Source organism: Sphingomonas sp. 77B, from assembly GCF_056497825.1.
On record NZ_JBWMBY010000001.1, the window covers coordinates 1,220,207 to 1,244,397 of the forward strand.

Genomic DNA, 24,191 nt, shown 5'->3' on the forward strand with positions numbered 1-24,191 from the left:
GGGACCAGTAATATGCAGCCCATCAACAACAATACACCGAAGATTGGCTACAGCGTGCGAGAAGCGAGCCGCGCTTCCAGCTTGGGCCGCACAACGCTCTATAACCACATCTCAGCTGGTCGGCTTCGCGCCGTACGTGTTGGTGGCAGGACAATCATTCCCGCCGATGCTCTTCACGCTCTGATTGCGGGGGATGCTTGAGCCATGCCCCATAAAAGCAAAACCCCGGCTGGCACCGGGGCTTCGCGCGATAGATTTGCAGGCCTGTCGCTTCCCCTCTCTACCCCGCTCGACATGCAAACGCAATTCCTGATCGGGGCATATCATGTCCGCCCCGAATTGGCGGCCATGGTTGCCGGACTGGCATTTGGTGGAGATGCTCGATGAGGAGCCGCACCGATACTAGCGCCGCAGCTTGGGCATCCATCGCCGACGCTACCGGCCATCTCGAGCGCATTGTCATGAAGACGCTGCACGCTCATCCCGACGGCCTCACCGTCGACGAGACCTGCGCGGCGGCGGGCTATCCGCGATATTCGCTGCAACCACGGTTTTCGGCATTAAAAGACCGCAAAGCGATCTTCGACACTGGCTTGCGTCGTCGCAATGTCAGCGGCGCGAAGGCAATCGTCTGGCGGATCACTCAGTTGCAGGCAGACGCGGCGAACGATCGCGATGCCCAGGAAGGCGATGCCGCATGATGAACATCGAGATGTTCAGCGGCGCGATGCCGGTCGGGGACGGGTTCACCGTCTCCTTCCGGTTCGCCAACCAGCAGCTTGAGGCGGATTGGTCCCCCCGTATGCCGGTCGGGCCCTCTGGTCGGAAATACCTTCCGGCCTACCGTCTGGCACGTGACGAGTTCCTGCGCCGCATCGCTAAGCGCACCGGGATCAGCATGATGGTGGTCGACCTATGAGCGGCGCCATTATTCCCATCGCGTCGCGTCAGACGCCTGAAGTGCAGGCCCGCGCCATCGCCGCTGTCACCGCATTGCGGCGGCAGGTGAACGAGCCACGCAGCCTTGCCCGCGTCCTGGGCGTGGATCGTGGGATCGTCGGCTATCCGACGCTTGACGCCTGGTACCGTGCCCAGCCCGTCCCGAAGGGGCGGCTGGGTGCGCGCCTACGCCTCTCCCCCGATGAAAAGCGACTGTATGGCCTGCGCCCCTCTGCCGAACTGATCGAACTGCGCGGGCTGGGTGAAGAGTCGGAGCGCTGGTCGGTCTGCGTCTTCCCCGTCGCAGGCGGTTACATCGTCGGGGTGAAGGCCCCCATGGGCGGCGGTGGCGTCGGCGTGCGCTTTACCAAGTCGCATCAGGCATCGGATTATGCCCACCGCCTGTCGGTCGAGCATGATCTCCCGATCGTGGAGCGGTACGCATGACCCGGCGGCTCGACACCAATACGCTCGCTTCCGTCGTTGCGAGCATTCGCGACCGCTTCCCCTTGTCGGGTGTTGCCGCGAAGGCGGGGGTGAAGCTGCAGCGTGCAGGCCGGGAATGGAAAGCATGCTGCCCGTTCCATCCTGACAGGACGCCTTCGTTTACGATCTATCAGGACGATCGGCGTGCCCATTGCTTCGGGTGCGGCTGGACTGGCGATGTCCTGGACTTCGTGAAGGCATCCTACAGGGTTTCGCTGATCGAGGCGATCGACATGCTTGACGGCGGCGTCCTGCGTGAACTCGAACAGCAGCGTGCTCCTGCCAAGCCGAAGCCCGACATGCGGGCCGTGGCTCAGCGGATCGTCGATGCGTCTGTCTCGATCGATGGTACTCCGGCGGAAGCGTACCTCCGCTCGCGTGGCATCACGATGCCGCTGCCGCATACCCTGCGGTTCGCTCGGATCGCTCCCCCGAAGATCGACGGCAACGGCCTGTTGGCTGCGAACGGCCGCGCACCGCTTCCCGCCCTGATCGGCATCGCCACCAACCCGGCCGGAGAACTGGTCGGTGTGCAGCGCACCTATCTGACCGAGAATGGGCGCAAGGCAGCCACGACACCGACCAAGTCCGACCCGAAGCCGAAGGTGAAGTATAGCCTGGGTCAGGTGATCGGTGGCGCGATCCAACTCGGGCCGCCCGCCGCCAGCATGCTCGTGACGGAAGGACTTGAGGACGGTCTGACGCTTGCCCAAGCGCTGGGGCGGTCTGTGTGGGTGGCGGCAGGCACTTCGATGATGCCGCAGATGACGTTCGCGGATGTGACCCGCGCTATCGTCATTGGCGCAGACGGCGATGCTGCTGGGGCCGTCGCTGCGGGTAAAGCGGCAGAGGCGTTCGCAGCAACCGGCTTGGCGGTACGCATCATGCGCCCGAACCCGCCGTACAAGGACTTCAACGATGAGTTGATGGGGACGCGGTCATGAGCGCGGCATCCATGCAATCCCGGTTCGACGACGCAGAGTCGTTCACCTCGATGCCCTTCGAAAGGTACGCGACCTCGGGTCGCACAACTGGATGGTCGACGCCCGACATGTCGGTTACGCGTGCCAGCCTGGCGCCAGCTCCGCTTTTCCCCGGCGATGTGCTGGGCGACCTGATGCCGCTCGTTCGGGATCTGGCGGCGGGCAAGGGTGCGCCCGTCGACTATGTCGCTATCGGTGTCCTGACCGTTGCGGCGTCACTTATCGGCGGAAAGCGCTGGGTTTCTGCCTGGGAGGGCTTCGACCAGCCTTGTATCTTGTGGGGCGGTCTTGTCGGTGACCCATCGTCCAACAAGTCACCCGGTATCGATGCCGCCACCCTCCCCTTGCGCGCCATGGAAGGTGAGCTGGCCGAGCAGCACCGCATGGTCCTGATGGGCCATGCCACGGTCGCAGAGCGCGCCAAGGCAGAGCGGAAGCAGTGGGAGGACAGGGTAAAGCAGGCGACCAAGGACAATGCCGAAACCCCCGACATGCCCGAGGAAGCCGAAGCGCCGGAGGCGCCGCAGCGCCCGCGTCTGATGGTTCAGGATTCTACGCCCGAGGAGATGGCGTCGATCCTGGCCGGTAACGTCAACGGCACACTGCACCTGCGTGACGAGCTGGCCGGATGGCTGGACAGCTTCGAGCGCTATTCGCCTGGTGGCCGGGCGTTCTGGCTCGAGGCGTACGGCGGGCGGCACTTCGTCGTCGACCGGAAAAGCCAGACCAAGCCACTCGTCGTCCCGTTCAACGGCGTCAGCGTCCTGGGCGGCATTCAGCCGGACAAGCTGCGGGACGCTCTACTTGGCGTATCGGACGATGGCCTTGTGGCACGATTCATGTGGGTATGGCCGGAAGCAATACGGTTCAGCCGCCCGCGTCAGATCGCGGACACCGCGCGCTTGGATAGGCTTTATCGCCGCCTTCAGCAGATATATCGCCCCGCAGACGAGACGGTGACCATCCCGCTTGATGCCCGCGCCGCTGACGTCTTCGAGGAATGGATCGCTGACAATGACGCAGACGTGCGGCAAGCGGCAGGTCTCTATGCGTCTTGGGCGGGCAAAGCGCGTGGCCTGGCGCTTCGCCTCGCTCTGACGCTGGAGTATCTGACCTGGGCGGACGCTGGCGGGCGTGAACCGTCTTGCGTGTCGGTTCTGTCCCTGACCAACGCCCTGACGCTGATCGAGGACTATCTCAAGCCGCATGCGCGGCGGGTCTTTGGCGATGCCGCTCTGCCGCCGGTTGAGAAGGACGCAGCGGCCTTGGCTCGTTTCATTCTCAAGGAGGGCTTGCAGCGCATCAATGGTCGAGAATTGCGGCGAGACGCCCGACTGCCGACGCTGAAAGTGGCCAGCGATGTCGAAGCGGCATGTGCCGCTCTCGAGGAAGCGGGGTGGTTGCGAGAAGCCCCGAGCCGCAGCGGCAATGCGCCAGGACGTCAACGCAAAGACCACCTCGTCAATCCGGCAGTGCATGGTGCAGCCCATGGGTAACTGGCGCCAATCGGCGGCGGCGGCGCTGGCAGACACGGCGCCGACCTATATCCGCACATCGGCCTATGGCCTGCCCACCGCCATAGAAGCCGGACTTCGGGCGCTCGCGAAGCAGAAGCGACCACGACTGGCCAGCCACGACGAATGGCACGCAACCGTTGCCGACGCGATCCGGCTGGCGTCCGAAGGCTGGGCAACCACCGCGCTGTCGATGGGGTGGACCGAGCACGACGTGTTCGGGATCGGCCCGCATGGGAGCAACGAATGGCTGTCGCTCGCGGTCTGGATAGCGGGACGGTCGATCGTCGCGATGGACGACCACCGCGCGTTCACGGTCGACGACGTCTATTACCTCGAACGCTGGGGTCGACCCAACACGACCTTCGTGGACCCGGTGATGCTGTGGGAGATCGGCCGGTGACCGGGGCTATTGGCACTATTGGCGCTATTGGCACGGACGCTGCGTCTCACTCTCTGCCCGCCTCCGCCCTCGCGTCGTCTCCTAAAAAGACTTCTATCTATCTATATAAAAAGGAGAACTTCGTGACGGACGCGCAGGCTCTGCCAATAGTGCCATTAGCGCCAATAGGTGGCGGACCAAGTCGAACGGTGATGGATGACGCCCGTTCCCTTTCGCTCCGACCAACCCGCGCAACAACATGCGGCGGCGGCGGAACCCACCCCAATCGACCCCAGGAGCGCATGATGACCCCGACCAACCTGCCGTTCGTTTCCGGCGGCACGAATGCCGAAACCAAAGAGCAGAGGGCGCGCCGCCTCTTCGACCGGATGGCGCGCAGCATCGGTCGCGAGGCCGTCAACCACCTGAAGACGATGTACCCGGATCACCTCACTGAGCGTGCGCACGCCTCGAAGTCCTGGGAGACCAGCCTGACCAACAGCGTCCGCAACGACATCAACTGGCACATGCGCCCGCTACTGATGGCCCTGATCGCCATGCATCGCGAATGGGACGAAGAAGCAATTGAGGGGCAGTGCGGATGACCGAGCCCCGTAACGAACCCGCAAAATCGGGAGACGGTCGGTTCAAGCCCGGCAACCCCGGAAAGCCAAAGGGCGCACGTTCGCGAGTGACCCTGGCCATTGAGGCGCTGCTGGAAGGCCAGCACGAAGCCTTGACCAAGGCGGCGATCGACAAGGCGCTGGAGGGCGACACCGTTGCCCTGCGCCTGTGCCTGGATCGGCTGGCCCCGCCCCGTCGGGACGCACCAGTATCGATCGAGCTGCCCCCGGTTCGATCGGCCGCCGATGCGGTTGAGGCGTCAGCGGCGGTCCTGGCGGCAATATCCGCAGGTGACATCACCCCGGATGAAGCGGGTCGCATCATGGCCCTGCTGACGGCTCATAAAGCAATCGTGGAAACCGGCGATCTGGAAGCTCGGATCGCGGCATTGGAGGAGAAGGCATGATGATCAAAAAACGACTTGCGGCACTGGAAGCACGGACGACCGGTGGCGGTCTGTCTCTCGCGGCCCGTGCATGGCTTGGGCACACCCTAACCAGCGAAGAGCGCACAATCGCTGAGCGAGAGATGGCAGCAGTCATGCCTGTCGATTGGTCGCGCATCTCGAAGGAGGCAACGACGTGGTTGCAGGCATAAACCACAGGCGCCGGGTGGCGGCGCTGGAAATGAAAACACGGAGGATGAAGCCAATGAATATCCCGCTGATCTGTGCACATCTGGACGAAACGACGGACGACGCTATCGCTCGCCATGTGGCTGAACACGGCCCTTTGCCCGACGACGAGGGCAATCCCACTGTGACGACTGGCATCGTCTTGATCCCGGTTGCCCCTGCCCTGCAAGACGCAGCACGCGTCCACTAAATGGGCGCATCGGCGCCCTTGAGCGAAGGAGGTTGACTAGATAACGTCCGCAAAATGCAAAGCCAGTCGACCCCGCTGCCACTGGACCGCCAGGTCAAAGATCTTGCCCATCAAATCGCGCGCGGTCGCATCTTTTATGATCTTTGGTGGCAACTTCAGGGAGAACCACTAGAAAACCACATCGATGGCATGAATTTATACCCCGACTTCTTCCGCTTCACTCGGCATGCATATCTCTACGCCATGATTGTTCAAACTATGATCCCATTCGATCAACGGCGCGACACCCTGAGCTTTAAGACAATTCTTAAGCAGTTTAGGAAAGACACCAACCAGATAAGCATCGCCGAGAAAGCGGAACAAAAAATATCAGGATCAGCGCTGCTTTGGCAGAAACTTAAAATTGTTCGAGACGAATGCTTCGCACATCGCTCGCGGCTCATCAGCTATGATGCGGTTTGGGATCGAGCCGCTATCCGGCCGATGGATATATACTATGCTCAAAATACCGCAATTGAAGCTGTAAATTTACTGGAACGGGCGTTGGGCATCCCCACAACCGAACCTCACCCCACACCGGGACAAGAAGCGGTTGCACTCTTGAATTTCCTTCAGAAACAAGCACTAGCTTAGTCAAGTAAGTTACATCGCCGCCCCGCCGACCAATTTTCGTTGCCTATCGCCACTAGTTCCGCTATAAAGTCTGAGCGTGCCCATCTGCCCTGCTGCAGAAGCCGTTTCCATCCAGCGGAGACAGGCGGCCATGCATATCAAAACCTCGTCGATCAATGTTTACCCCTCGGACATGGCAGCTGCGGCGGCTGGTAATCTCGATGGGTATCGCGAGCTGCGTGACTTTGCGATCGAGCAAGCCGCCGGGGACACCTATCCTCTTCTTGAATCGCTTATTGCAGCCGAATGCTATGCACGGTTTGCGTCCGCGATTGGCGATCCAGATGATCGCAAGGCGCTGGCCCTGATACTTCAGGCTCGGATCGATGAACGCGAGACGCGCGGGTATTCGAGCGAGCGCCATCTGGCCGAAGTTGCGCACCATTTTCAGGTGTTGGCTGATGCTGGCGATGCGGAAGCGACCGACCAATTGGCTAGGTTGGAGATCGGTCCGGTCTGGCATGCAGACGAGGAAGTCGCGCGGGACATTCGCGCTAGCGAGGCCGAGTTTTCCAGGGCCGCGTATGGCAACACCCAAGCGCTAACCAGCCTGATCGACGTCGTCGTGTCGGGCAAAACGCCAGGCACCGTCAGCTTTGGCGACTTGGTATACATCGAACACATCGCCCGCGTCGGAAGCGAAAGCGGCAATCCCGAACTGCTTGAACGGCTTGCGATGATTTTATGCGCGCGTCGTAAATTTGAACTGCATCAGGGCACGAACCCACGACTGGCGGATAGCCTCGGCGTCGAGGCGGTTTCCATCATGGTTGATCTGGCGCTGCGGGATTGCGGCAAGAACGACCTACTACACCAGGCAATATCCGAAATGACGTGGCGTGACGTCCAGGATTATGCAGCGGCAGTCCCTGCCCTCCTCGCTTTCATCGCTCCGATGGGAGCCGCCTGATGCTTCCCGGTATCATGCCCCCCTTCAATTTGGGCGCCATGTCTAACATACTTGGGCAGCAGCCGAGTGGCATGTTCTTCCGGGGCTTCGGCCAGAAACCGGACTATGCGACGCCGGGTTACGGCGGTCAGGTTGGTGGCATGTCGCAGCAAGCCGCGCCGCAACTGCCCGAAGACCAGGGCTTCTTCTCGCGTGGGGGCATGGGCGTTCAGCTTCTCGGCTCGATCGGCGATGCCGTGTCTTCGGCTTATGGCGGGGGCACGCCGTTCGCAGCCGCCAGCAACCAGTATCGCCAGCGCCAGCAGCAGCTTGAGGATTACCGTATGCGCCAGGCTGACGAGATGGCGCAGTGGACCGCGCAGCAGGAGTGGGAGCGCGCGCATCCGAAGCCAGTCAACAACGACACGGTGAACGATTATCGCTTCATTGAGCAGCAGTTGGGGCCGGAAGCCGCCAAGCAGTACCTAAGCAACGTCGCGGCGGGGCCAGTAACGGCAGTTGACGGCTTTGACGCACAGGGCAACCCGACCAAGACGTTTTTGCCGCGCGGATCGTTCAACCAGAAGCCAACGGCGTCTACGCCTCCGGCTGGAGCGGTCGATTACCTGCGCAAGAACCCCGGCTTGGCGGCTCAGTTCGACCAGAAGTACGGCGCAGGCGCATCGCAGCGCATTTTGCAGGGAGGTGCGGCCCCAAGCGGGTCGCAGACCTTTCCCTGACCCCTTCAAGGCGCCTGGCACGATGACCAGCGGGCGTCGCACCGTCGAGGGCAACCGTCTGGTTGGCGGCGTGCCAAACAGCAGCCACCTGTCGGGCGATGGCGTCGACTATGCGGGCACGAACATGGCGGCTCTACGCAGCTATTATGGCCCTGGCGCCCGCTTGCTGAACGAGGGCGATCATATCCACGTGACGCTGCCCGGCTATGGCCGCGTCCCCTATTTTGGCCGTCGCGGAACGGTTGGAGCGCGTTGATGCATAAGAACCCTTTCGACCAGTTCGATGATGCGGGCGCCAGCAACCCGTTTAACACGTTCACGACCAATCGCGATCCTCTGGCAGTGCGTCGGGATGAGCGGGCCGATCGCACGGACGCTCGTGCGGCAGAAGCAGCGGCCCGTGCGGCGGCGGCGGCGGATCGGGCGGCCGCGAATGAGAACGAGCGGCTCCGTCTGGCCAATCTGGAATACGGTCAGCGCGAGCGCAATTCCAGAAAATCCCAGGCCGCAGAGCTTCGCAACAGCTACGAAACGCTGCCTTCGTACAAGGCCTATGCTCAGGCGCTTCCGAGCTATGCGGCGGGATTGGGTTCCAAGCCGGATTCCGCAGGCGATTTGGATCTGATCTATGCCTACGCCAAGGTAATGGACCCGAACAGCGTGGTTCGTGAAGGCGAGCAGGCATCGGTTGCAGGGGCGGACACTTGGGCAAATCAGACGATCGCCCATCTGCAAAAGCAGACGGGTAACGGTGGCACGTTTCGCCCTGAGTTCCGCCATCGCCTTCGGGAAGAAATGGCGAACCGGATGGCGCAGCTCAATCAGTCGCTGATCGCCGATCGCGTGCGCTACAAGGGGATCGCTGATCGCAACGGCTTGAACCCCATGGATGTGGTTGGGGAACATCCGGGCGCACGGTTTCAGGAACTGTCGGAACGCGTTCTCGGTCGCAAGCAACAGCAGCTAGATTATAACGGCAATCCGATCCCGCACGACACGACGCCAGAGCGTCCCGAATTGATCGGGGCTCCGTCTCTTGGCACCCCACAGCTCGCCTCGGGCGGCCAGAAAACCGAGCGGAATCCGGCGCTGGAGCAGTCGCTGACCGAGCTGCTGCGCAAAGGCGCAGACATCGAGACGCTCAACACGCTGTCGCGCGCCGCCGGATATGGCGAGCTCGATCCTGCCCGTGTGGCTCAAGCCGGGCAGTGGCTCCGGGCGCATCCCCAGTACAAGGGTTCGTTGTTTGACAGCGCGCGCGACGTGCCCACCAGTGGATGGGAGAATTTTGCATCGTCTCCTGCCGGTGTCGCCACGCTTGGCGCTGTTGATGGCGTGTTGGGCGGCACGTCCGACGAAATTACCAGCATGCTCGGCGGCGGCGATTTGGCCGATCTGAATGCCCGCAAGCAGGGCGCCTTTGCGGCTCACCCCTATGCTGCCATTGCAGGCGAGACATTGGGGACGATGGGGGCGATGTACGGTCTGGGGATGGCTAGTCGCGCGACTGGCTTGGCGTCGCGCTTCGCGTCCCCCAACCTCGCTGGTGACATCGCGTTCGGCACCCTGTCTGGTGCAGGCCAGAACAATGACAATCGCTTCCTTGGGGCAGGTATTGGCGCGGCAGGCGGGATGGCTGGCAATCTGGCAGGCCGAGGAATTTCCTCCGGCATCGGCGCCACAATCCGCACTCAGCCTGGGCAGGCTGCGACCAATGCCATCCGCACCTATTTCGGGCGCGCACCCCTCCCCTCCGCCGCGCCGCTCAATCCGGCCGACACGATCGCTGCCAACACGATCAACCGCATTGGTGCGGACAACATTCGCGCTCCCCTGACTGAAGCTGCTGACCTCGGCATACCCATGGCCCTAGTAGACACAAATCCCGCCTTGCGCGAGCTTGGCGGCGCTGCGGTCCGTCGCTCGCCTGTCGCGTCCCAGATCGCGGAAGATGCGTTGATCCCACGCAATCGGGGGCAATATGACCGCTTCGTCAGTTCGGTGGAGCGCGACCTGGGGCCGTCCGCAAACATTCCCCAAATGAGCGACGGCCTAACTCGTCAGGCACAGACGGCAGCCGCGCCGCTGTACGACCAGGCTTATCGCCAGCCGGTCACGTCGACGCCAGAACTGGAAAGCCTACTGAACACGCCGTTCGGGCGCAGCGCAACCGGTCGCGCTCGCACGATCGCCGCCAATGAGCGCCGCAATCCCATGGAGATGGGGTTCGTGCAGGAGGCAGACGGCACCGTGCGCCTGAACCCTGCCCCGACGCAGCAGATCGACGCCGTTGCCCGCGCCCGTGCTGACCTCGACGCAGCGCAAGTGGCATATCGCGAGGCGCGTAATAGCCCAGCTGGAAACTTGGACAGTGCCAGAACCCGTGTGGCAAATGCGCGCGAGGGTCTTCGCCAAGCAGAGGCATCGTTCAATGCCGCGCCCCGCGCTGGGGAAGCCATGCGTCAGCCGGGGTATACCACACAGACGCTCGACTATGTGAAGCGCGGCATGGACGACGTGCTGGAGCAGTATCGCAACCCGATCACAAACCGGCTGGTCCTTGACGAAGCAGGCCGCGCACAGAACGGCGTGAAGAACAATCTGCTGTCCGAGCTAGATCGCCTGAACCCGACCTACGCTCAGGCTCGGGGCGTGTATCAGGGACCGATCGCATCGCGTGACGCCCTCATTCGTGGTCAGGACGCCTATACGCTCCCCACCGATCAGCTTGCCTTGCAGGTTGGCCAGCAGACGCCTGAGCATCTAGGGCAGATGCGGCTTGGCTTTCAGGACTCGCTTCTGAAGCGTGCGGCCGGTGTACGCGACAATGCCAACCCGTTCGAGGCGACACTGGGCACGCCTGCGATGCGCACCCGGCTCGATACGCTGTATGACAGCAACGCGAATGTACCGCGGCTCCTACGCACCCGCGACATCGAGGGAGGCTTGCAGCAGACGACCAACGCTATCCTGGGCAACTCCCGGACTGCCCGCAATCAGATCGCGGACGCCAATTTCTCGACCAATCCGCTGCTGGAGGGCTCGCTGCATGCCGGAGCAGCGCTGGCCACAGGCGGAGCTTCCCTACCCGGCACTGCTGCCCGTGTCGCTGGGACATGGGCACGCGACCGGCTGACGCTGGGGATGGGAAAGCAGGCTGAGGCTAAGGCGGAAGCGCTGGCGCCGTTCCTATTCGACACCAATCCGCGCGCTGCGCTGTCGTCAGTCGATGACCTGATGGGGCGCTATGTCGATTGGCAGGCGCTGGTCGAGGCATCGCGACCGAAGCGGCTGGGGATGATGTTCAACGCTCCGTGGGTCAGCACCGTCAACCAAGCGGGCAATAACCTAACGAACCCGAACTCTAGGTAAGGAAATGAATCTGGCGGAGTGGTCGGCCCCCTGCGACTCATCTGCCGGGGACCATAATCGTCCAGCCCACCGCCGCGCCGCAAATAAACAAGGCTAGGACGAGTAAAATTCCGAAGCGTTCTATCCGCTTAATAGTCAGATCCGGGACGTATACCCCCCGCCAATTCCTCCGAGCCGTCCTAACACGAGGGCCGTCGCGCCATGCTCGATACTTGCCGAGAGCCGGAACCAATACGCCTCTGTACAGCATGATTCCGATCGAGGTGGCTATGATCGGGGCAAGATTCACCCAATAGCCATAGACGAATTCCAACCATCATCCAACAGTGTGGGTCACTATCCGTTGATGCATTTATCAGCCACGATCGCCCCGACCGTCTAGCGATCGATCTGGTTGGGCGACAGCGGGGCCGCCGGATCAGAGATAGGCCGATCCGGATCTTGGTGCGGCTCATACGCGATCACCCATCGCGGATAGCCTTCTGGCGACATGGTGATGTCGGCATGCCCAACCGGGTCGTTGCCGGTTTCGATCCACCCCGCCCCGTGGCAATAATCGCAGATTGCCCGCTTGCACCGGAAGCTGACCAGATCGATCTCAGTGTTCCATTGCCCGTATCCCCTACAGATCGGGCATTTTGCATCTAAGGTCCCGTTTCGTGGCTGAAGCGGGATGATGTCGAAAGCGTGGGGGCTGTTCGGTCCGTCGCAAAAGACGACGTTGCTGGCATGGGCGATCGGTCTTCTCCTAGGCTCTGGCCAACGATTCATCCGAGACGGAGTTTCCACCATCGTGACGGCGTGCATCGCGTTACGCAGTACCAGCGTCATCGTCGTCGGGCTTCACCTCACCACCGTCTTTGCGGATGAAGCTGATCTTGCCCTGTGTCTCCAAGATAGCCCAGGCGACCTGATTCATGTGGGCGATGCCCGCTAGGCGCATCTCGGCTTCGACCTCTGCGCGCGTGATGCGGTCGCGGCGGAGATTCGCCTCGATCAGTTCGCCATCCCGAATGATGACCTGCGGCCGACCGTCCAAGAGCGTTTCCAGCTTAGGCGACAGATAGGTCGCCCAGCTCATTACCAAGGCCCAGAAGGCGAACGTGGCGATCGCCAGGATCGATCCGGTGAGGCTGAAGTCGTTATGCGTGACGCCTTGCTGGACCAGGTCGCCCATCACCACGATGACCACCAATTCGAATGGCGTCAGCTGGCCGATCTCGCGTTTGCCCAGCAACCGCAGCAACAGGTAAAGCGCCGCGAATGTGACGGAGGCCCGTAGGACGATGTCCATTATGGCAGGACCGGGATAGTGACATGGGCCTTGGTCAGGGGGGTGTCGTCATCCAGAAGCGTGACGCTTCCTGCTACGCGCCCGATCAGTGGTGGATTTGTCTGGCCGTCTATTTTGACCTCCAACGTCTCCCCCGCCTTCAATGGGCCGTACTCAAAGCGATACTGTCCGTCCTTGAAACTCTCGTTGGCGGGGGCTGGGACCTGGCTGTTGATGGTCAGATCGCGCCACAGGGATGCATCAACCCCGATTACCGGCTTGGCGATAGCTTGTCTGGCAGTCACCCGAATGTGGGTCTCGAAGAACAAGCCGCTACGCAGCGGGCGGGCGATCTTTAACTCCAATGAAGCGGCGGGAGCAGAGACAGACGTCACGGGCGCAGGTGTACCGCCGAGCAGTCCAGTCGCCGCAACTGCCATAGCCGTGCCTAGCACGATGAAGGCGAGCGGACTGGCGTGCGCCCGCAGACCTCGGACGGGTGCCACATGGCGCTCATCTATGCCGTCAGGCAGGTCGGTGTCACCCATTTGGGTCATCAAGCCATTTTACATCGCAGACGTGTAGACACGACGTCATACAGCTCGGTCCTCAGGGGCCATCCCATCATGAGGCATAAGGGCCTCTTGGCTCAGTTAATGCAATAAACTCAGGTCAATAAAACGCGGTTGGGATGATCCCACGTCTTTGCCATCTTGCTTAAGCCGAGGCGACGACAGCGCCCCTGCAAGACGGATGACCGGCATCGCGTCATCGCCACCGATCGAACGCTGCGGCGCTGCAAGCGCACGCCTAACCCATTGCACCGCTAAATCGATCCCCGCGTCACTGACCCGTTCAGCGATCAGGCCAATGGCGATCCCGGCCAGGACATCGCCCGCATAATGCGTTCCGCGCGGCACCTGTACGACGGACACTGACAGTGCGGCACCACGGGCCGCGCCCGCATGATCGGGATACGCTCGCGCAATTGCCTCTGCGACCGCGACCGCACCGGCGCTGTGACCTGACGGGAACGAGTTCTCCTCGTGACGGTCGCTATCGCCTTCCCGCACCCGTGGATCATCACCGTCTTTCGGGCGCCTGCGGTCGATCACCGATTTAATTCCGCTCTTGGCCCAAGTGGCAAGCGTGTGAGCCGCCAGCATCCTGAAGCCGGTGCTGGTAAGGTGAACATTCCGGCGCGCAACACCCTCTGCGACCGTGGCGGCGCAGATTATCCGCATCTGCGGCTGATCACCGATCTCGCTGGCTGCGCCGATCAGCCGCACCGGCCAGCTGTCGCGCTCGCCATTCACCTCGGAGGTGATTTTGTGGTCCGCCTGTTCGACAGCGGTAGGTCTGCGTTCCCCATCCATAGTCTTTCAACACATGGATTAATCCTTTGGCTCCGTCAGGCGATGCAGGGATGCGCTGTTATACTGAATGCCTCCGGCTTGATCTGCCTACCGAGACGCACCGGCATCGAGCGCTTCGATGACGACGCTTGCTTCCATGCTTACCGATGCGGACACGTCGCCTATAAACCCACCAACTACAGGCAGTACTGCCTCGCTGGTGATTCCGACCGCAGTCGCGATCAGCCCCGCTCCGCCAATTCGTCGCTGGGTCGGATCGAACGCGATCCAGCCCGCACCTGGCAGGAAGACCTCGCACCAGGCATGGGTCGCTCCAACATCTCCCGCTGCCATTCCCGGATCAAACAAATAGCCCGATACCGCTCTCGCCGCGAAGCCGAGCCGTCGTACGGCCCAAAGGAACAGCGCTGCCAGATCGCGGCATGAGCCACTGGCCAGCATCAGCGTGCGCGATGGCGGCTGCGTACCCTCTTCATCACGCGTGCCATAGGCGATGGTGGCCCCTATCAGCTCATTGAGCGCCTTCAACAGCATTAGAGTGTCGCTCGGGGCAGTCGCTCGGAACCCGGCAAGCCACTGCTCCTGACATCCATCGTCATCCGTTTCTTTGGCAAAGAGCCCCGGCCCAAATAAAGCCAGATCACTAGCCGCATAGCCGAAGGGATGCTGGTGGGCTGTCGGGTCCAATCGAAAAACCGGGTACGGCTCCGCAATGTGCCGCAATTCGTGCTCAGCGGTGATAGTTAGGGTCGTGGACGCATCAGCAATCAGAGCCAAAGCCATGCTGTTGCCAGCTGCGTCCTCGCTCCAGACCAGCGTGGCGGCAGGATCGATCTGCAGGGTCGACCTGATTACCGTCACATCGCGCGATGGCCGTGGGGTCACCAGCAAGCGGTGTTCAAGAAAGCGGACCGGCTTGGAATAGCGATAGACGGTGTCATGCCGAATACGCAGTCTCATGGTTTCATGAGCCCAGCCGCCCTCAGTGCGTCATTGATCGTCGTCGTCGGGTCAAAGCGCAACGACCGCGCCGGGGCCTGCTGCTGCGGTACGATTGCGCTGGTGTCGACGGGCCGGGACGGCGCCACCGCAGGTGCGATCCCCCATGCGGCAGCAATCCGATAAGTGGAGGAAATACCCGCACCGAGCATGTGCGGACCCGGCACGCCGCAGGCCTCATTGCCATCCGCAGCCAGTGGCGTCCCATGTCCCATGCCGGTGACCATATACTCTTCGATCACCGCGCGTCCGGCCCGGTCATGCCAGGCGCGGCGGCTGTGGCCGTCGATCCGCTCCCTTATGTCCGGCTCACCTAGGCGGTGGAGTCCGCGCCACTGGTCGACAATCAGCCCGGCGTTGATCGGGTTCACCGTGGTATCTGCTGTGCCATGCCAGACCGAAACCGTTGGCCAGAGCCCACCATGCGCGGATGCCGTGCGCACCCGATCACTCAGGGTAGCGCGGTCGTGGCCGTGACCACGCATCCGTTCCAGCGCTTCAGGTACGCTGTGAGCGGTGCCGAACGGCAGCCCCGCGATAATTGCGCCCCCAGAAAAAATCTCGGGATGACACGCCAGCATTGCGGATGTCATCGCGCCACCCGCCGACAGCCCGGTAACGAAGACCCGCGCCGGATCAAGTTCATAGCGCCCGACCACCGCGACAACCATTTCACGGATCGACTCGACCTCGCCGCCGCCCCGCCGCGTATCCTCGGGCGAGAACCAGTTGAAACAGAGATTGGGGTTATTGGCACGCTGCTGTTCAGGGAACAGGAGCGCGAAACCGAACCTGTCCGCTAGCGTCGACCAACCCGAGCCATGATCATAGGAGGCGGCGGTCTGCGTGCATCCGTGCAGCACAACGACGAGTGGTGCACGGGCGGGCAGATCGTGCGGGATATGCAGATACCCCCGCAGAGCGCCGGGGTTATGGCCAAAATCATCTATCGGCGTGAGAGGGGCGGCTCGCTGAGCCGTCAGTTCTGCGGAGGCCGCAAGGCCGCGAAGGTGGGCGATGGTGTCGGAAATTGAGCGCATAGCGGTGCCCCTTTTTTCGGCAGAGGCCGGACAACGGATAGGGTATGCCTGCCGCACACATCCTATTGTGCATTGCAGCATAGTTGGTGTGCCGGAGCTCGCAGCGCAAGGCAGTCATGCAGACGCCCGCCACGCCACTTGCGGGAATGCCACCTCATCCCCATTTTGAAAGTATCGGACTGCCATACTGAGCATCGGTCCGGCTGAGAGACGGCTTTGCGCTCCCGCTTTAACGAGGAGTCGCCATGTCCCGTGCAATAAATGTCAACGCAACCGAAGCCGAAGTCGTCAAACTGTGCGCCCGTCACGGTGCCACGGTCAGTGCCATCGAGACTTTGGCATCCGGTGGTACACGCGTCGTTTTGATGAACATGATTGCCGCCGACACGATGCGGGCGGCCTTCGGTCGCAAACTGCTGAAGGGTGCTGTGCGGCGCACCCCATTGCGCGGCTGGGCACTCTAGGGCTGATCTTTGCCTCCGATTAATATAAGCAGCGTCGTCGGCCCTAAGGCGATGGCGCGAAGCTAAAGGTCTCGCCGGAAAAACAGCTCCTGCTCGTCTTGCGGCAGTAGCCCGTCAATATGCCCGGCAGGGGTCCAGCCTGTCCCCTGGATGAGTGACAGTGCGGCCGTGTTAGCGGCTCCCGCAGATATATAGATGCGCCCTCTTAGCGTCTTACCAAGGGCCTGGGTCAACGCTTGGGCGATCCCTCTGCGCCGGTAATTGTCATCGACAACCAGCTTGTTGACATAGTCCTTGCCGATGCACCCGCCGTGTTGCCAGGCGAGGTATCCGACTACGGTCGCGTTCACCTCCGCCACCAGCATACGCCTTTCGACAATCTCATTGATGCGGTCGCCCGAAAAACAGTCGAACTCCATCAATCGCGGCAGGTCGCGCGGCTCCCCGCGCCGGATAGCGACCATTGCAACCCCCTCATTTCGTTGCGCTAATTACGGCACAGCGATTGAAGCGTTGCAAGCGCAATGGTCGAGAAACCGCATTAGACGCGTCGAGATTTAGTCGGTTGCCGCCATCATCTCATTCACCTTGCTGGTCAGCGCATCGAGCGTGAACGGCTTGGTCAAAAGCTCCATGCCTGGCTCGAGGTGTCCGTTACCCACTGCCGCATTCTCGGCATAGCCCGTAATGAACAGCACTTTCAGGCCGGGGCGCAACGATCGCCCAGCGTCGGCCACCTGTCGCCCGTTCATGCCATTGGGCAATCCGACATCCGTGATAAGCAGATCGATACGCGCACCGGACTGTAGCACTTTCAGCCCGGCGGCACCGTCAGCTGCCCCAATGACGGTGTAGCCCACCTCGTCGAGCACCTCGTTTACCAGATGCCGGATAGTCGCCTCATCGTCGACGATAAGGATCGTGCCGCTGCCGTGATCCGGCAATGCGGCCACCATTTCTTCCACGTCGTCTTCGGCATCGCCCACATAGCGGGGCAGATAAATGCAGATGGTCGTCCCCATGCCCAGCTCGGAATATATACGGACCTGCCCACCCGACTGCCGGGCGAACCCGTAGATCATCGACAGGCCCAGACCAGTACCGTGCCCTAGCGGCTTGGTCGTGAAGAATGGCTCGAACGCACGATCGATCGTGTGCTGATCCATGCCCGTCCCGGTATCCGTGACGCAGACGGATATGTATTGTCCTGGGGGCAAGTCGCGCTCCCTGCCGCTGCGGTCATCCAGCCACTTATTTGCCGTCTCGATGGTGAGCCGCCCTCCATCAGGCATGGCGTCGCGAGCGTTGATGCACAGGTTGAGTAACGCGTTTTCGAGTTGCCCAGCATCGATGCAAGCTGGCCACAAGCCCCCGGCGCCAATCACCTCAAGGCTGGTTTCCGGCCCCATCGTCCGGCGAAGCATATCCTCAAGACCGCTGATCAGCCGATTGACGTCGGTGGGGCGCGGATCGAGGGTTTGGCGACGTGAAAACGCCAGCAGGCGCTGCGTAAGCGATGCCGCACGACGGCCGGCGCCTTGAGCCGCAAGAATGAAGCGATCCAGATCTTCCAACCGCCCGCGCGCGACGCGGTGCTGAAGAAGTTCGAGGTTGCCCATAATGCCGGTGAGCAGATTGTTGAAGTCATGGGCTAGGCCGCCCGTAAGCTGGCCCACCGCCTCCATCTTCTGCGCCTGGCGCAGCGCCTCTTCTGTTCGGTGCTGCTCGGTCAGATCGCGACCGATGATGTAGAAAAGGTCCGAACCTACGTCCGGTACCGCCGTCCACATGATCGTGCGAGCGCTGCCGTCGCTCGCCAGCACATGATCGACGAAGCCGGTGACCATCTCCCCCGCCGCCAGCTGCGCGACAACATTGGCAGTTTCGGCATAATCGGTCGGGTCAATGAATTCGACAAAGGGTCGTGAGAGCAATTCAGCTTCCATCCAGCCAAGCAGCCGCGTCCACGCTGGATTCACCTGAATAAGGTACCCATCCAACCGGGCGGTCGCCATCAAGTCATTGGTCAGCTGCCACACGCGGTCCCGCTCTGCGGTGCGTTCCTCCACCCGCTGTTCAAGGATCAGGTTCGCGGCCTTCAACTGGGCCTGGCTTTCCTTCAGCGCGGCATCGGCCAGCACGCGTGCGGTCGTCTCGTTAGTGAAGATGAAGAGGCCTGCAATCTCACCTTCTGCGTCTAGGACACGGGAATAGGAAAAGGTGAACCACGTATCAGCAGCGCCACGATCGGTGTCGAGTTTCCAAGGCAGATCGTTGAAGCGCTGGCTCTGTCCTGCAAAGGCTTGGTCAATGATAGGCTTGGCCTGTTCCCAGGCGTCCGACCACACGTCCTTGAACGGGGTGCCCATCGCCCAGTCGCGTCGCGGCCCCAGCAGTGGGATGTAGGTATCGTTGAAAAAGAACGTCAGCTCGTCCCGTCCCCATGCGAGGATCATTGATTCCGGGGAATTGAGCAGGAGGCTCAGAGCGACCTTCAGTCCCTCAGGCCATGTCTCGGGTGTACCGAGGGGGTGTCCGGTCCAATCCCGTTCAAGGATCAGGCGAGCGGCTTCACCGCCGCCAGACAGGAAGCCTAGCGAGCGGGGGAGTTGCAGAGTATCGGCATGGTCGGAGCGAGGCATGGAAGCGAAATACCTCAAGCGCGCCAGCGTTCAATTTTGCCAGATCAACTTCATGATAATGCGGTAAATTGCCTACGCTTGGCCTGCTTGGCGGCGGCTGCCAGGTCAGTCAGTTTCAGACTTCGCCAAGCGGACACCGACGCCACCGGATGTCGATTTTTGATCCGCCCCGATTAGCGTGACACCGGCGGAAGCAAGCGCGCCGGACAACGCCGCAAGCGAAATGTCTGCGATCGGATTGCCCCCCTCGTAGCGGCGCACTGTCGCGACGCCGATGCCAGCTCGGTCAGCAAGTTCTTGAGCGGACCAACCTAAAAGGGATCGCGCGGCCCGGCACTGCTCGACGGTCATCATGTGATATTTATTAGATCACTTTGAGCTTGATTGCCAGAAATACTGGTGATATAAAAACTATCAGTCAGCCGAGATGGGGCATCCTACCTCCCCACCCCGGCCTGACCACAACCGATCTATTGAGGAGATCGACTATGGCTACTGCCGCGCATAGCATCCTTGCGCCTGCCGTCCAGACGGCGGATTGCATCAACGCCCCTACCCCTGCGAATGACACCACTCCCTGCTGGACGACCGACCGGCGCGCTCGTGCGATCCTGGCGACTGTCGCTGCGCATCCGCCCCATGGTGAATGGCACCGTCCGCGCTTCGGCAACACGGTCGATGAGTACTGGACCTATGTCGGCTATCGCTTCGACTGCTTGACCGCGATCCGGGACGCATACGGCCAAAAGGCGCTGGAGCATTACCACGCGACCGGCAACTTCGCGGTGTTCGGCGCCTATTGCGACGCACCCAATGTTAACGATGCGATCGAAGCGGCTCGCGAAGCCGGGCGGGAGGGCTGAACGATGACCAGCTATGCAATCGCCGCAACCGTGACCGACCCCGTCACAGCCATTGTCGAAATGTCGCTCGCGATCGAACGCGTCATCGTCACGATGAACAACGCCAACAGCGAACTCATGGAGCAGGTGGTCGGGCGGCTGAATGACCCGGCGTCACCCATGCATCATGCCGCCTTCAGCGCGTGGTGCACGCACCAGATCGCCTCCGAGAAGCTGGTCGAGATCAGCACGGTCCTTGATGAGGTGGAAGACAGGCTGTCGACCCCGCCGGACAAATCGCAGGCACAGGAAGCCGAGCATGCCGAATGGCATCGCGCGCACGCTGCTTGGACTGAGGCGCACGCAACCGTTCGGCGATACAATGCGACGCCGGGCGGCGTCCCAGGCGAGACGATGAACGCGGCCGTCCGGATCGAGCGTGAGACCGTCTATCAACTCGCTGCCGCGCCAGCGCCAAACCGCGCCGCCGTGGGCATCAAGATCAACGCCTTGCTCGACTATCTCCAAGACTGCGCGATCGACGAGGCGGCGTTGCGGATGATCGCGGCCGACGCACTGCGGGCGGAGGGCTGAACGATGACCACCGAAACCACCCGTCGCGCCCTGTTCGGGGGCGCTGGCCTCGTCGCGCTTGCCGCCACCGTCCCGGCCGTCGCCTCAACCATGCCCGCTAGTTTGGGCGTCAGCCCTGCCCTGGCCAAGCTGATCGCCGCCGCAGACGAAGCCAAGCGTCAATGCGACGACTTCGACACGGCCACCTATGACCCGCTGAAGGCGCGCACCGACGCTTTGGTCGAAGCCGTCCCGCATGTGACGGTCGACATCAAGAACAGCCCCTTTTGGACGACGGCTGAACCCGCCGCTGTCAGCTTCGCTAGGGACATCGTGCGCGGTGATCCGGGCCGTCGGCATCCCAGCAGCGTGCAACTGCGTCGCCTCGTCGCGGCCGACCTGCACCGAACCCGCCAGGCACAGCGGCTGAAACGTCAGACTGGCCTGCGGGCCGCTTATGACCGCTCGAACGCGCTGGCTGACGCCATGGCGACCACCGAATGGGATGTGGCGCTGTTCCCCTGCGAAACGGCCGCGGACCTTCATGCCAAGCTGGCTTTCATGATGGCCCGGCAGATGGATGACGGCGTCGCAGTGCTCGACGTCCTGCTGCCTGATGCCGCCCGCATCGCGAACAAGGAGGGCTGATCCATGAGGACCCCCAGCGAAACCTTCTGCGTACTTCTCGACGCGCACGATGAGGCCGTTCATCGGTTTAACTCCCTGCCGGATGACGCCGACGACACCCCGGAGTACGAACAGGCATCCCAAGCGATGTGCGAGGCGTCCGACCGGGCAGACCAGGCCGTGCCGACGTCTTGGCCGGAGTTCGAACGCCTGCTGACCCATATGGCGAGCGGCGGACAGACCGGGATCGACGAGGACAACGCGAACCGGCTGATGCTGCACGCCCGTCGGCTGTTGTCGGGTGGGCTTCATGTCGAAGCGCGCACGCCGATCCGCGACCTGATGGCTATGCTCGAGCGTGCAGGCCAACGGGGTGAAGCAACGGATCGCGCGCCACAGAACGCGAAGAACATGATGCCGTCGCGGGCATGGGGTCGCCAGCATTCCGCGCTCACGTCCGCCATCATCCACGAGCCGCCCCTGGACGCGGTTGACGTGCTGGCCGTCCTTATGCGGCTGGCTGCGCACCATGACCTCATCGCCAGCGACGGGGACGAGGCACCGCCACGTGATCTTCAGGACCTGAACGAGATGATCGCGGTCGCACTGCCGAACTGCATCACCAAGCTGGCTGAAATGCTGCCTGACGGCGATTGGCGGACGCGCGAGGTGGCCGCTGAGTTGAACTATCACGCCCTTCAGGTTCAGCGCTGGTTACCAGATGCTGCGCCGATCGGCGATGAGGGGGTACGCTGACATGGCCACCCTCCCCAACCCCACGTCCTTCAGCCCCGCAGCCTGGCTCCACGCCCTCGTCCAGATCGGCGGCGGCTACGCTCTGACGTCTGACCGCAAGCTGTGGCTGGTTATCCAGGACTGCCCGTCGGATGACCTGACGCCGCTCATGGCGCAGATCGTTGGGCATCCTGACCGGGCAGAAGCGGTGCGCCAGACCATCGAGCAGCGGCATTATGGGGAGGCGGCATGATGGGACACGCTGCCGTCACCCCGCCCCCCAGCGCCAACCGTGCGATGCCATGGCGCCGATCGCGCCGCCGTCCCTGGCATCGGCTGGACCGGGTTGCATCACCCCATGCGGTGCTGGCCACCATCCCTTCCCTGCCCCGTGCCGAACTAGCGCGGATCACCGAACGGCTGATCGACCGCATGGACGAGCTGGACGGGGATACGGACCTCGAGCCCGAGGACCTGGAGGAAGACGACCCCATGGAGACGGATGACGTTCACTCCTGAGCCGATCAAGCCGCCGGTCCCTTCCCGGCGCATGGAACACAGGCCCGTCGCTCGCGATCGTCGAGCGGCGGGCTCTCCGCGTGTGCATCGCTTCCGGGACAGCTTGGCGCTGTCAGAGAGCTTCGTGGACGCCGATTGGTGGTTGCCGCTCTATCGGCGCGCGTTCCCAACCATGGTGTCAGCGGTGGCGGTGCGCGAAGACGGATGGGCGCAGCGGGGCGGGATAGACCGGCTGCTCACCTTGTCCTGCGGGCGGACATATACCGTCGACGAGAAGGTGCGGATGCACGACTGGCCGGACGTCCTACTGGAGCGCTGGTCGGACGAAGCGCGCCGTGTGCCTGGGTGGATTCAGAAGCCCTTAGCAGCCGACTTCATCGGATATGCCTATGCCCCGGCCGGGATGTGCCTGTTACTGCCTGTCGTGCCGCTCCAGCGGGCCTGGCGGCAGCATGGGCGCAAGTGGATCAACCTCTACGGGACGCGGTCAGCACAGAACCCCGGCTATGTGTCCGTCGGGGTGCCGGTGCCGCGTCACGTCCTGATGCAGGCCATTGTCGAGGCGATGGTCGTAATCTAGCGTCGCAAATCAGGCTGCTTAAAAGACCGCATTCGGAGGCGGTGGGATTTGTACCCATCGTTGAGCAATGCCAGCACAGGCAGCTTTGACTTCGTTGAAGCGATAAACTGCGTTGCTTGGGGCCACATGGCAGTGCCCAGTCCAAACATCAATCACAGCCGTGATCTCACGATCGGCATCAATCTCCCCCAAGCCCTGCTGGACCTTCGCATTCAAATAGCCAACCGCGATTGCCCCCTGCCAGCAAGCCGTCTCCAGAGGCAACGGCTTCCCCTTCGCATATCGCAAAAATCCTAGGCCCATCTTGGGCACATTGGTTCTCGTGACCCGGCGAAGCACAAAGTGGGGCGTGCAGCGAAGTGTGAAACCTTCAATGTCGAGCCCAGGCATCCGGTCCCCCGGAAAAATCTCTTGGGCTTTGATCGGAAGCTTCGGGGCAGTCGCAAGATAGCGTTCGAGGTAATCGGCGTTGTTCTCCGCCTTTTCGATCTCAAAGGGGCTGCCCTGCAAACCGCTTTTTAAGACCGCTATCCGCTGATCAATCAAATCGTGCTCACCGCCTCCCCTTGACATATGCTCGATGATTGATTCACGAGCGGCATCGTGTTGGATCGTAGGAGCAATCGGCGGGTATTTTGATCGGGTAAGTAGCGTGCGCTTTGCCTGCTCAGACGCCGACATATAATCGGCCAGCATGCGTATAGACATGCCAGGGTTTGGACGCAGATTATGGGTCTTTTTTTCTTCCGGCATCAGAGATCCTGAAGCTATGGCTACCTTGTACTTTACCGGCACATCACCAACCGGCAAGAGCCTGACATTGGCACCGATGACATCTCGCCGTGCGGCCGGGCTCGATCCTCAGCCTATGGACTGGGCGGGATATTTTCTCTTCGAAGCGTCAAACAATGGCGAGCGGGTGATTGCCCGAGTTGACGATGACGAAGCTGCCCTTTGCCTAGCGGGGCTTTTGGGTATCGGTTGATGCTCTGGGCAAGACCGGGAAGCGAGAGGAATGAGGCTGGCTGGTAGCAGCCAGCCTCAAGTTTAACCGGCCTTCCGACTTACCGCGGGGGCAAGCCGGTCACATGGTTTC

At 62.0% G+C, this 24,191-nt stretch carries 35 protein-coding genes; 25 read left to right on the forward strand and 10 right to left on the reverse strand.

Annotation, left to right across the window (positions count from 1 at the left end; translation table 11 throughout):
- The first annotated feature begins 12 nt into the window (after positions 1–12).
- From AC1GI4_RS05485 to AC1GI4_RS05560, 16 genes are all read left to right on the forward strand, one after another.
- Positions 13–201, forward strand: a complete 189-nt coding sequence (locus tag AC1GI4_RS05485) for a helix-turn-helix domain-containing protein (RefSeq protein ID WP_479628854.1) — start codon at positions 13–15, stop codon at positions 199–201.
- A 260-nt stretch (positions 202–461) separates the two neighbouring features.
- Positions 462–701, forward strand: coding sequence for a hypothetical protein (locus tag AC1GI4_RS05490; protein ID WP_479628855.1), 240 nt, complete (start codon positions 462–464; stop codon positions 699–701).
- Positions 698–919, forward strand: a complete 222-nt coding sequence (locus tag AC1GI4_RS05495) for a hypothetical protein (protein WP_479628856.1) — start codon at positions 698–700, stop codon at positions 917–919. Before AC1GI4_RS05490 ends, AC1GI4_RS05495 begins: the two co-directional genes overlap by 4 nt.
- Positions 916–1,386, forward strand: coding sequence for a hypothetical protein (locus AC1GI4_RS05500; RefSeq protein WP_261269774.1), 471 nt, complete (start codon positions 916–918; stop codon positions 1,384–1,386). Before AC1GI4_RS05495 ends, AC1GI4_RS05500 begins: the two co-directional genes overlap by 4 nt.
- Positions 1,383–2,369, forward strand: a complete 987-nt coding sequence (locus AC1GI4_RS05505; protein ID WP_479628857.1) for a DUF7146 domain-containing protein — start codon at positions 1,383–1,385, stop codon at positions 2,367–2,369. Before AC1GI4_RS05500 ends, AC1GI4_RS05505 begins: the two co-directional genes overlap by 4 nt.
- The gene (locus AC1GI4_RS05510) at positions 2,366–3,904 is read left to right on the forward strand and encodes a DUF3987 domain-containing protein (RefSeq protein ID WP_479628858.1); all 1,539 of its coding nucleotides are present in this window, start codon (positions 2,366–2,368) and stop codon (positions 3,902–3,904) included. Before AC1GI4_RS05505 ends, AC1GI4_RS05510 begins: the two co-directional genes overlap by 4 nt.
- Entirely contained in the window at positions 3,897–4,325 is a 429-nt protein-coding gene (locus AC1GI4_RS05515) for a hypothetical protein (RefSeq protein ID WP_479628859.1), read from the forward strand. Before AC1GI4_RS05510 ends, AC1GI4_RS05515 begins: the two co-directional genes overlap by 8 nt.
- A 284-nt stretch (positions 4,326–4,609) precedes the next feature.
- The gene (locus AC1GI4_RS05520; protein ID WP_479628860.1) at positions 4,610–4,909 is read left to right on the forward strand and encodes a hypothetical protein; all 300 of its coding nucleotides are present in this window, start codon (positions 4,610–4,612) and stop codon (positions 4,907–4,909) included.
- Complete coding sequence (locus AC1GI4_RS05525; RefSeq protein ID WP_479630354.1) at positions 4,906–5,334, forward strand: DUF5681 domain-containing protein; 429 nt, start codon at positions 4,906–4,908, stop codon at positions 5,332–5,334. The genes AC1GI4_RS05520 and AC1GI4_RS05525 overlap by 4 nt, the downstream gene beginning before the upstream one ends.
- A complete protein-coding gene (locus AC1GI4_RS05530; RefSeq protein ID WP_479628861.1) occupies positions 5,331–5,525 on the forward strand; it encodes a hypothetical protein in 195 nt (64 codons plus the stop codon). Before AC1GI4_RS05525 ends, AC1GI4_RS05530 begins: the two co-directional genes overlap by 4 nt.
- 53 nt (positions 5,526–5,578) lie before the next feature.
- Positions 5,579–5,752, forward strand: a complete 174-nt coding sequence (locus tag AC1GI4_RS05535; RefSeq protein ID WP_479628862.1) for a hypothetical protein — start codon at positions 5,579–5,581, stop codon at positions 5,750–5,752.
- A gap of 54 nt (positions 5,753–5,806) precedes the next feature.
- On the forward strand, positions 5,807–6,385 hold the full coding sequence (locus AC1GI4_RS05540) for an AbiU2 domain-containing protein (RefSeq protein WP_479628863.1): 579 nt from the start codon (positions 5,807–5,809) through the stop codon (positions 6,383–6,385).
- A 130-nt stretch (positions 6,386–6,515) separates the two neighbouring features.
- On the forward strand, positions 6,516–7,334 hold the full coding sequence (locus AC1GI4_RS05545) for a hypothetical protein (RefSeq protein WP_479628864.1): 819 nt from the start codon (positions 6,516–6,518) through the stop codon (positions 7,332–7,334).
- Between the two features lie 38 nt (positions 7,335–7,372).
- Positions 7,373–8,053, forward strand: coding sequence for a hypothetical protein (locus tag AC1GI4_RS05550; RefSeq protein ID WP_479628865.1), 681 nt, complete (start codon positions 7,373–7,375; stop codon positions 8,051–8,053).
- Positions 8,019–8,309 carry a D-Ala-D-Ala carboxypeptidase family metallohydrolase gene (locus AC1GI4_RS05555; RefSeq protein ID WP_479628866.1) on the forward strand — a complete coding sequence of 97 codons (291 nt, stop codon included), beginning with the start codon at positions 8,019–8,021 and terminating at the stop codon, positions 8,307–8,309. The genes AC1GI4_RS05550 and AC1GI4_RS05555 overlap by 35 nt, the downstream gene beginning before the upstream one ends.
- Positions 8,309–11,425 carry a hypothetical protein gene (locus tag AC1GI4_RS05560; RefSeq protein ID WP_479628867.1) on the forward strand — a complete coding sequence of 1,039 codons (3,117 nt, stop codon included), beginning with the start codon at positions 8,309–8,311 and terminating at the stop codon, positions 11,423–11,425. The genes AC1GI4_RS05555 and AC1GI4_RS05560 overlap by 1 nt, the downstream gene beginning before the upstream one ends.
- Before the next feature lie 378 nt (positions 11,426–11,803).
- On the opposite strand, the gene AC1GI4_RS05565 is transcribed toward AC1GI4_RS05560, so the two are convergent.
- From AC1GI4_RS05565 to AC1GI4_RS05590, 6 genes are all read right to left on the reverse strand, one after another.
- Positions 11,804–12,256 (reverse strand): hypothetical protein, encoded by a 453-nt coding sequence (locus AC1GI4_RS05565; protein WP_479628868.1) that lies wholly within the window; start codon positions 12,254–12,256, stop codon positions 11,804–11,806.
- Positions 12,237–12,719, reverse strand: a complete 483-nt coding sequence (locus AC1GI4_RS05570; RefSeq protein WP_056435158.1) for a DUF421 domain-containing protein — start codon at positions 12,717–12,719, stop codon at positions 12,237–12,239. Before AC1GI4_RS05570 ends, AC1GI4_RS05565 begins: the two co-directional genes overlap by 20 nt.
- Positions 12,719–13,246 (reverse strand): hypothetical protein, encoded by a 528-nt coding sequence (locus AC1GI4_RS05575; protein ID WP_479628869.1) that lies wholly within the window; start codon positions 13,244–13,246, stop codon positions 12,719–12,721. Before AC1GI4_RS05575 ends, AC1GI4_RS05570 begins: the two co-directional genes overlap by 1 nt.
- Before the next feature lie 105 nt (positions 13,247–13,351).
- Positions 13,352–14,074, reverse strand: a complete 723-nt coding sequence (locus tag AC1GI4_RS05580; RefSeq protein WP_479628870.1) for a phosphatase PAP2 family protein — start codon at positions 14,072–14,074, stop codon at positions 13,352–13,354.
- Positions 14,075–14,161: 87 nt separating this feature from the next.
- A complete protein-coding gene (locus AC1GI4_RS05585; protein ID WP_479628871.1) occupies positions 14,162–15,034 on the reverse strand; it encodes a transglutaminase family protein in 873 nt (290 codons plus the stop codon).
- Positions 15,031–16,113 (reverse strand): extracellular catalytic domain type 1 short-chain-length polyhydroxyalkanoate depolymerase, encoded by a 1,083-nt coding sequence (locus tag AC1GI4_RS05590; RefSeq protein WP_479628872.1) that lies wholly within the window; start codon positions 16,111–16,113, stop codon positions 15,031–15,033. Before AC1GI4_RS05590 ends, AC1GI4_RS05585 begins: the two co-directional genes overlap by 4 nt.
- A 245-nt stretch (positions 16,114–16,358) precedes the next feature.
- Here AC1GI4_RS05590 and AC1GI4_RS05595 point away from each other — a divergent pair, with 245 nt between their 5' ends.
- Positions 16,359–16,577, forward strand: a complete 219-nt coding sequence (locus tag AC1GI4_RS05595; protein ID WP_479628873.1) for a hypothetical protein — start codon at positions 16,359–16,361, stop codon at positions 16,575–16,577.
- Between the two features lie 62 nt (positions 16,578–16,639).
- Here AC1GI4_RS05595 and AC1GI4_RS05600 read toward each other — a convergent pair whose 3' ends face one another.
- The 3 genes from AC1GI4_RS05600 to AC1GI4_RS05610 all read right to left on the reverse strand — a co-directional run bounded on the left by AC1GI4_RS05600 (position 16,640) and on the right by AC1GI4_RS05610 (position 19,573).
- The gene (locus AC1GI4_RS05600; protein WP_479628874.1) at positions 16,640–17,041 is read right to left on the reverse strand and encodes an N-acetyltransferase family protein; all 402 of its coding nucleotides are present in this window, start codon (positions 17,039–17,041) and stop codon (positions 16,640–16,642) included.
- Between the two features lie 93 nt (positions 17,042–17,134).
- Positions 17,135–19,219 carry a hybrid sensor histidine kinase/response regulator gene (locus tag AC1GI4_RS05605; RefSeq protein ID WP_479628875.1) on the reverse strand — a complete coding sequence of 695 codons (2,085 nt, stop codon included), beginning with the start codon at positions 19,217–19,219 and terminating at the stop codon, positions 17,135–17,137.
- 105 nt (positions 19,220–19,324) lie between these two features.
- On the reverse strand, positions 19,325–19,573 hold the full coding sequence (locus tag AC1GI4_RS05610; RefSeq protein WP_479628876.1) for a helix-turn-helix domain-containing protein: 249 nt from the start codon (positions 19,571–19,573) through the stop codon (positions 19,325–19,327).
- A gap of 134 nt (positions 19,574–19,707) precedes the next feature.
- Between AC1GI4_RS05610 and AC1GI4_RS05615 the strand changes: the two genes are divergently transcribed.
- The 7 genes from AC1GI4_RS05615 to AC1GI4_RS05645 all read left to right on the forward strand — a co-directional run bounded on the left by AC1GI4_RS05615 (position 19,708) and on the right by AC1GI4_RS05645 (position 23,095).
- Complete coding sequence (locus tag AC1GI4_RS05615; protein ID WP_479628877.1) at positions 19,708–20,082, forward strand: hypothetical protein; 375 nt, start codon at positions 19,708–19,710, stop codon at positions 20,080–20,082.
- A 30-nt stretch (positions 20,083–20,112) separates the two neighbouring features.
- Positions 20,113–20,655, forward strand: coding sequence for a hypothetical protein (locus AC1GI4_RS05620; protein ID WP_479628878.1), 543 nt, complete (start codon positions 20,113–20,115; stop codon positions 20,653–20,655).
- A gap of 3 nt (positions 20,656–20,658) precedes the next feature.
- Positions 20,659–21,282 (forward strand): hypothetical protein, encoded by a 624-nt coding sequence (locus AC1GI4_RS05625; RefSeq protein WP_058744695.1) that lies wholly within the window; start codon positions 20,659–20,661, stop codon positions 21,280–21,282.
- Positions 21,283–21,285: 3 nt separating this feature from the next.
- On the forward strand, positions 21,286–22,017 hold the full coding sequence (locus AC1GI4_RS05630; protein WP_479628879.1) for a hypothetical protein: 732 nt from the start codon (positions 21,286–21,288) through the stop codon (positions 22,015–22,017).
- A gap of 1 nt (position 22,018) precedes the next feature.
- A complete protein-coding gene (locus AC1GI4_RS05635; protein ID WP_479628880.1) occupies positions 22,019–22,249 on the forward strand; it encodes a hypothetical protein in 231 nt (76 codons plus the stop codon).
- Positions 22,246–22,515, forward strand: coding sequence for a hypothetical protein (locus AC1GI4_RS05640; protein WP_479628881.1), 270 nt, complete (start codon positions 22,246–22,248; stop codon positions 22,513–22,515). The genes AC1GI4_RS05635 and AC1GI4_RS05640 overlap by 4 nt, the downstream gene beginning before the upstream one ends.
- A gap of 82 nt (positions 22,516–22,597) precedes the next feature.
- Positions 22,598–23,095, forward strand: coding sequence for a hypothetical protein (locus tag AC1GI4_RS05645; RefSeq protein WP_479628882.1), 498 nt, complete (start codon positions 22,598–22,600; stop codon positions 23,093–23,095).
- An 18-nt stretch (positions 23,096–23,113) separates the two neighbouring features.
- On the opposite strand, the gene AC1GI4_RS05650 is transcribed toward AC1GI4_RS05645, so the two are convergent.
- On the reverse strand, positions 23,114–23,791 hold the full coding sequence (locus AC1GI4_RS05650) for a hypothetical protein (protein ID WP_479628883.1): 678 nt from the start codon (positions 23,789–23,791) through the stop codon (positions 23,114–23,116).
- Here AC1GI4_RS05650 and AC1GI4_RS05655 point away from each other — a divergent pair.
- The gene (locus AC1GI4_RS05655) at positions 23,790–24,080 is read left to right on the forward strand and encodes a hypothetical protein (protein WP_206362465.1); all 291 of its coding nucleotides are present in this window, start codon (positions 23,790–23,792) and stop codon (positions 24,078–24,080) included. The genes AC1GI4_RS05650 and AC1GI4_RS05655 overlap by 2 nt on opposite strands.
- Positions 24,081–24,191 lie beyond the last annotated feature (111 nt).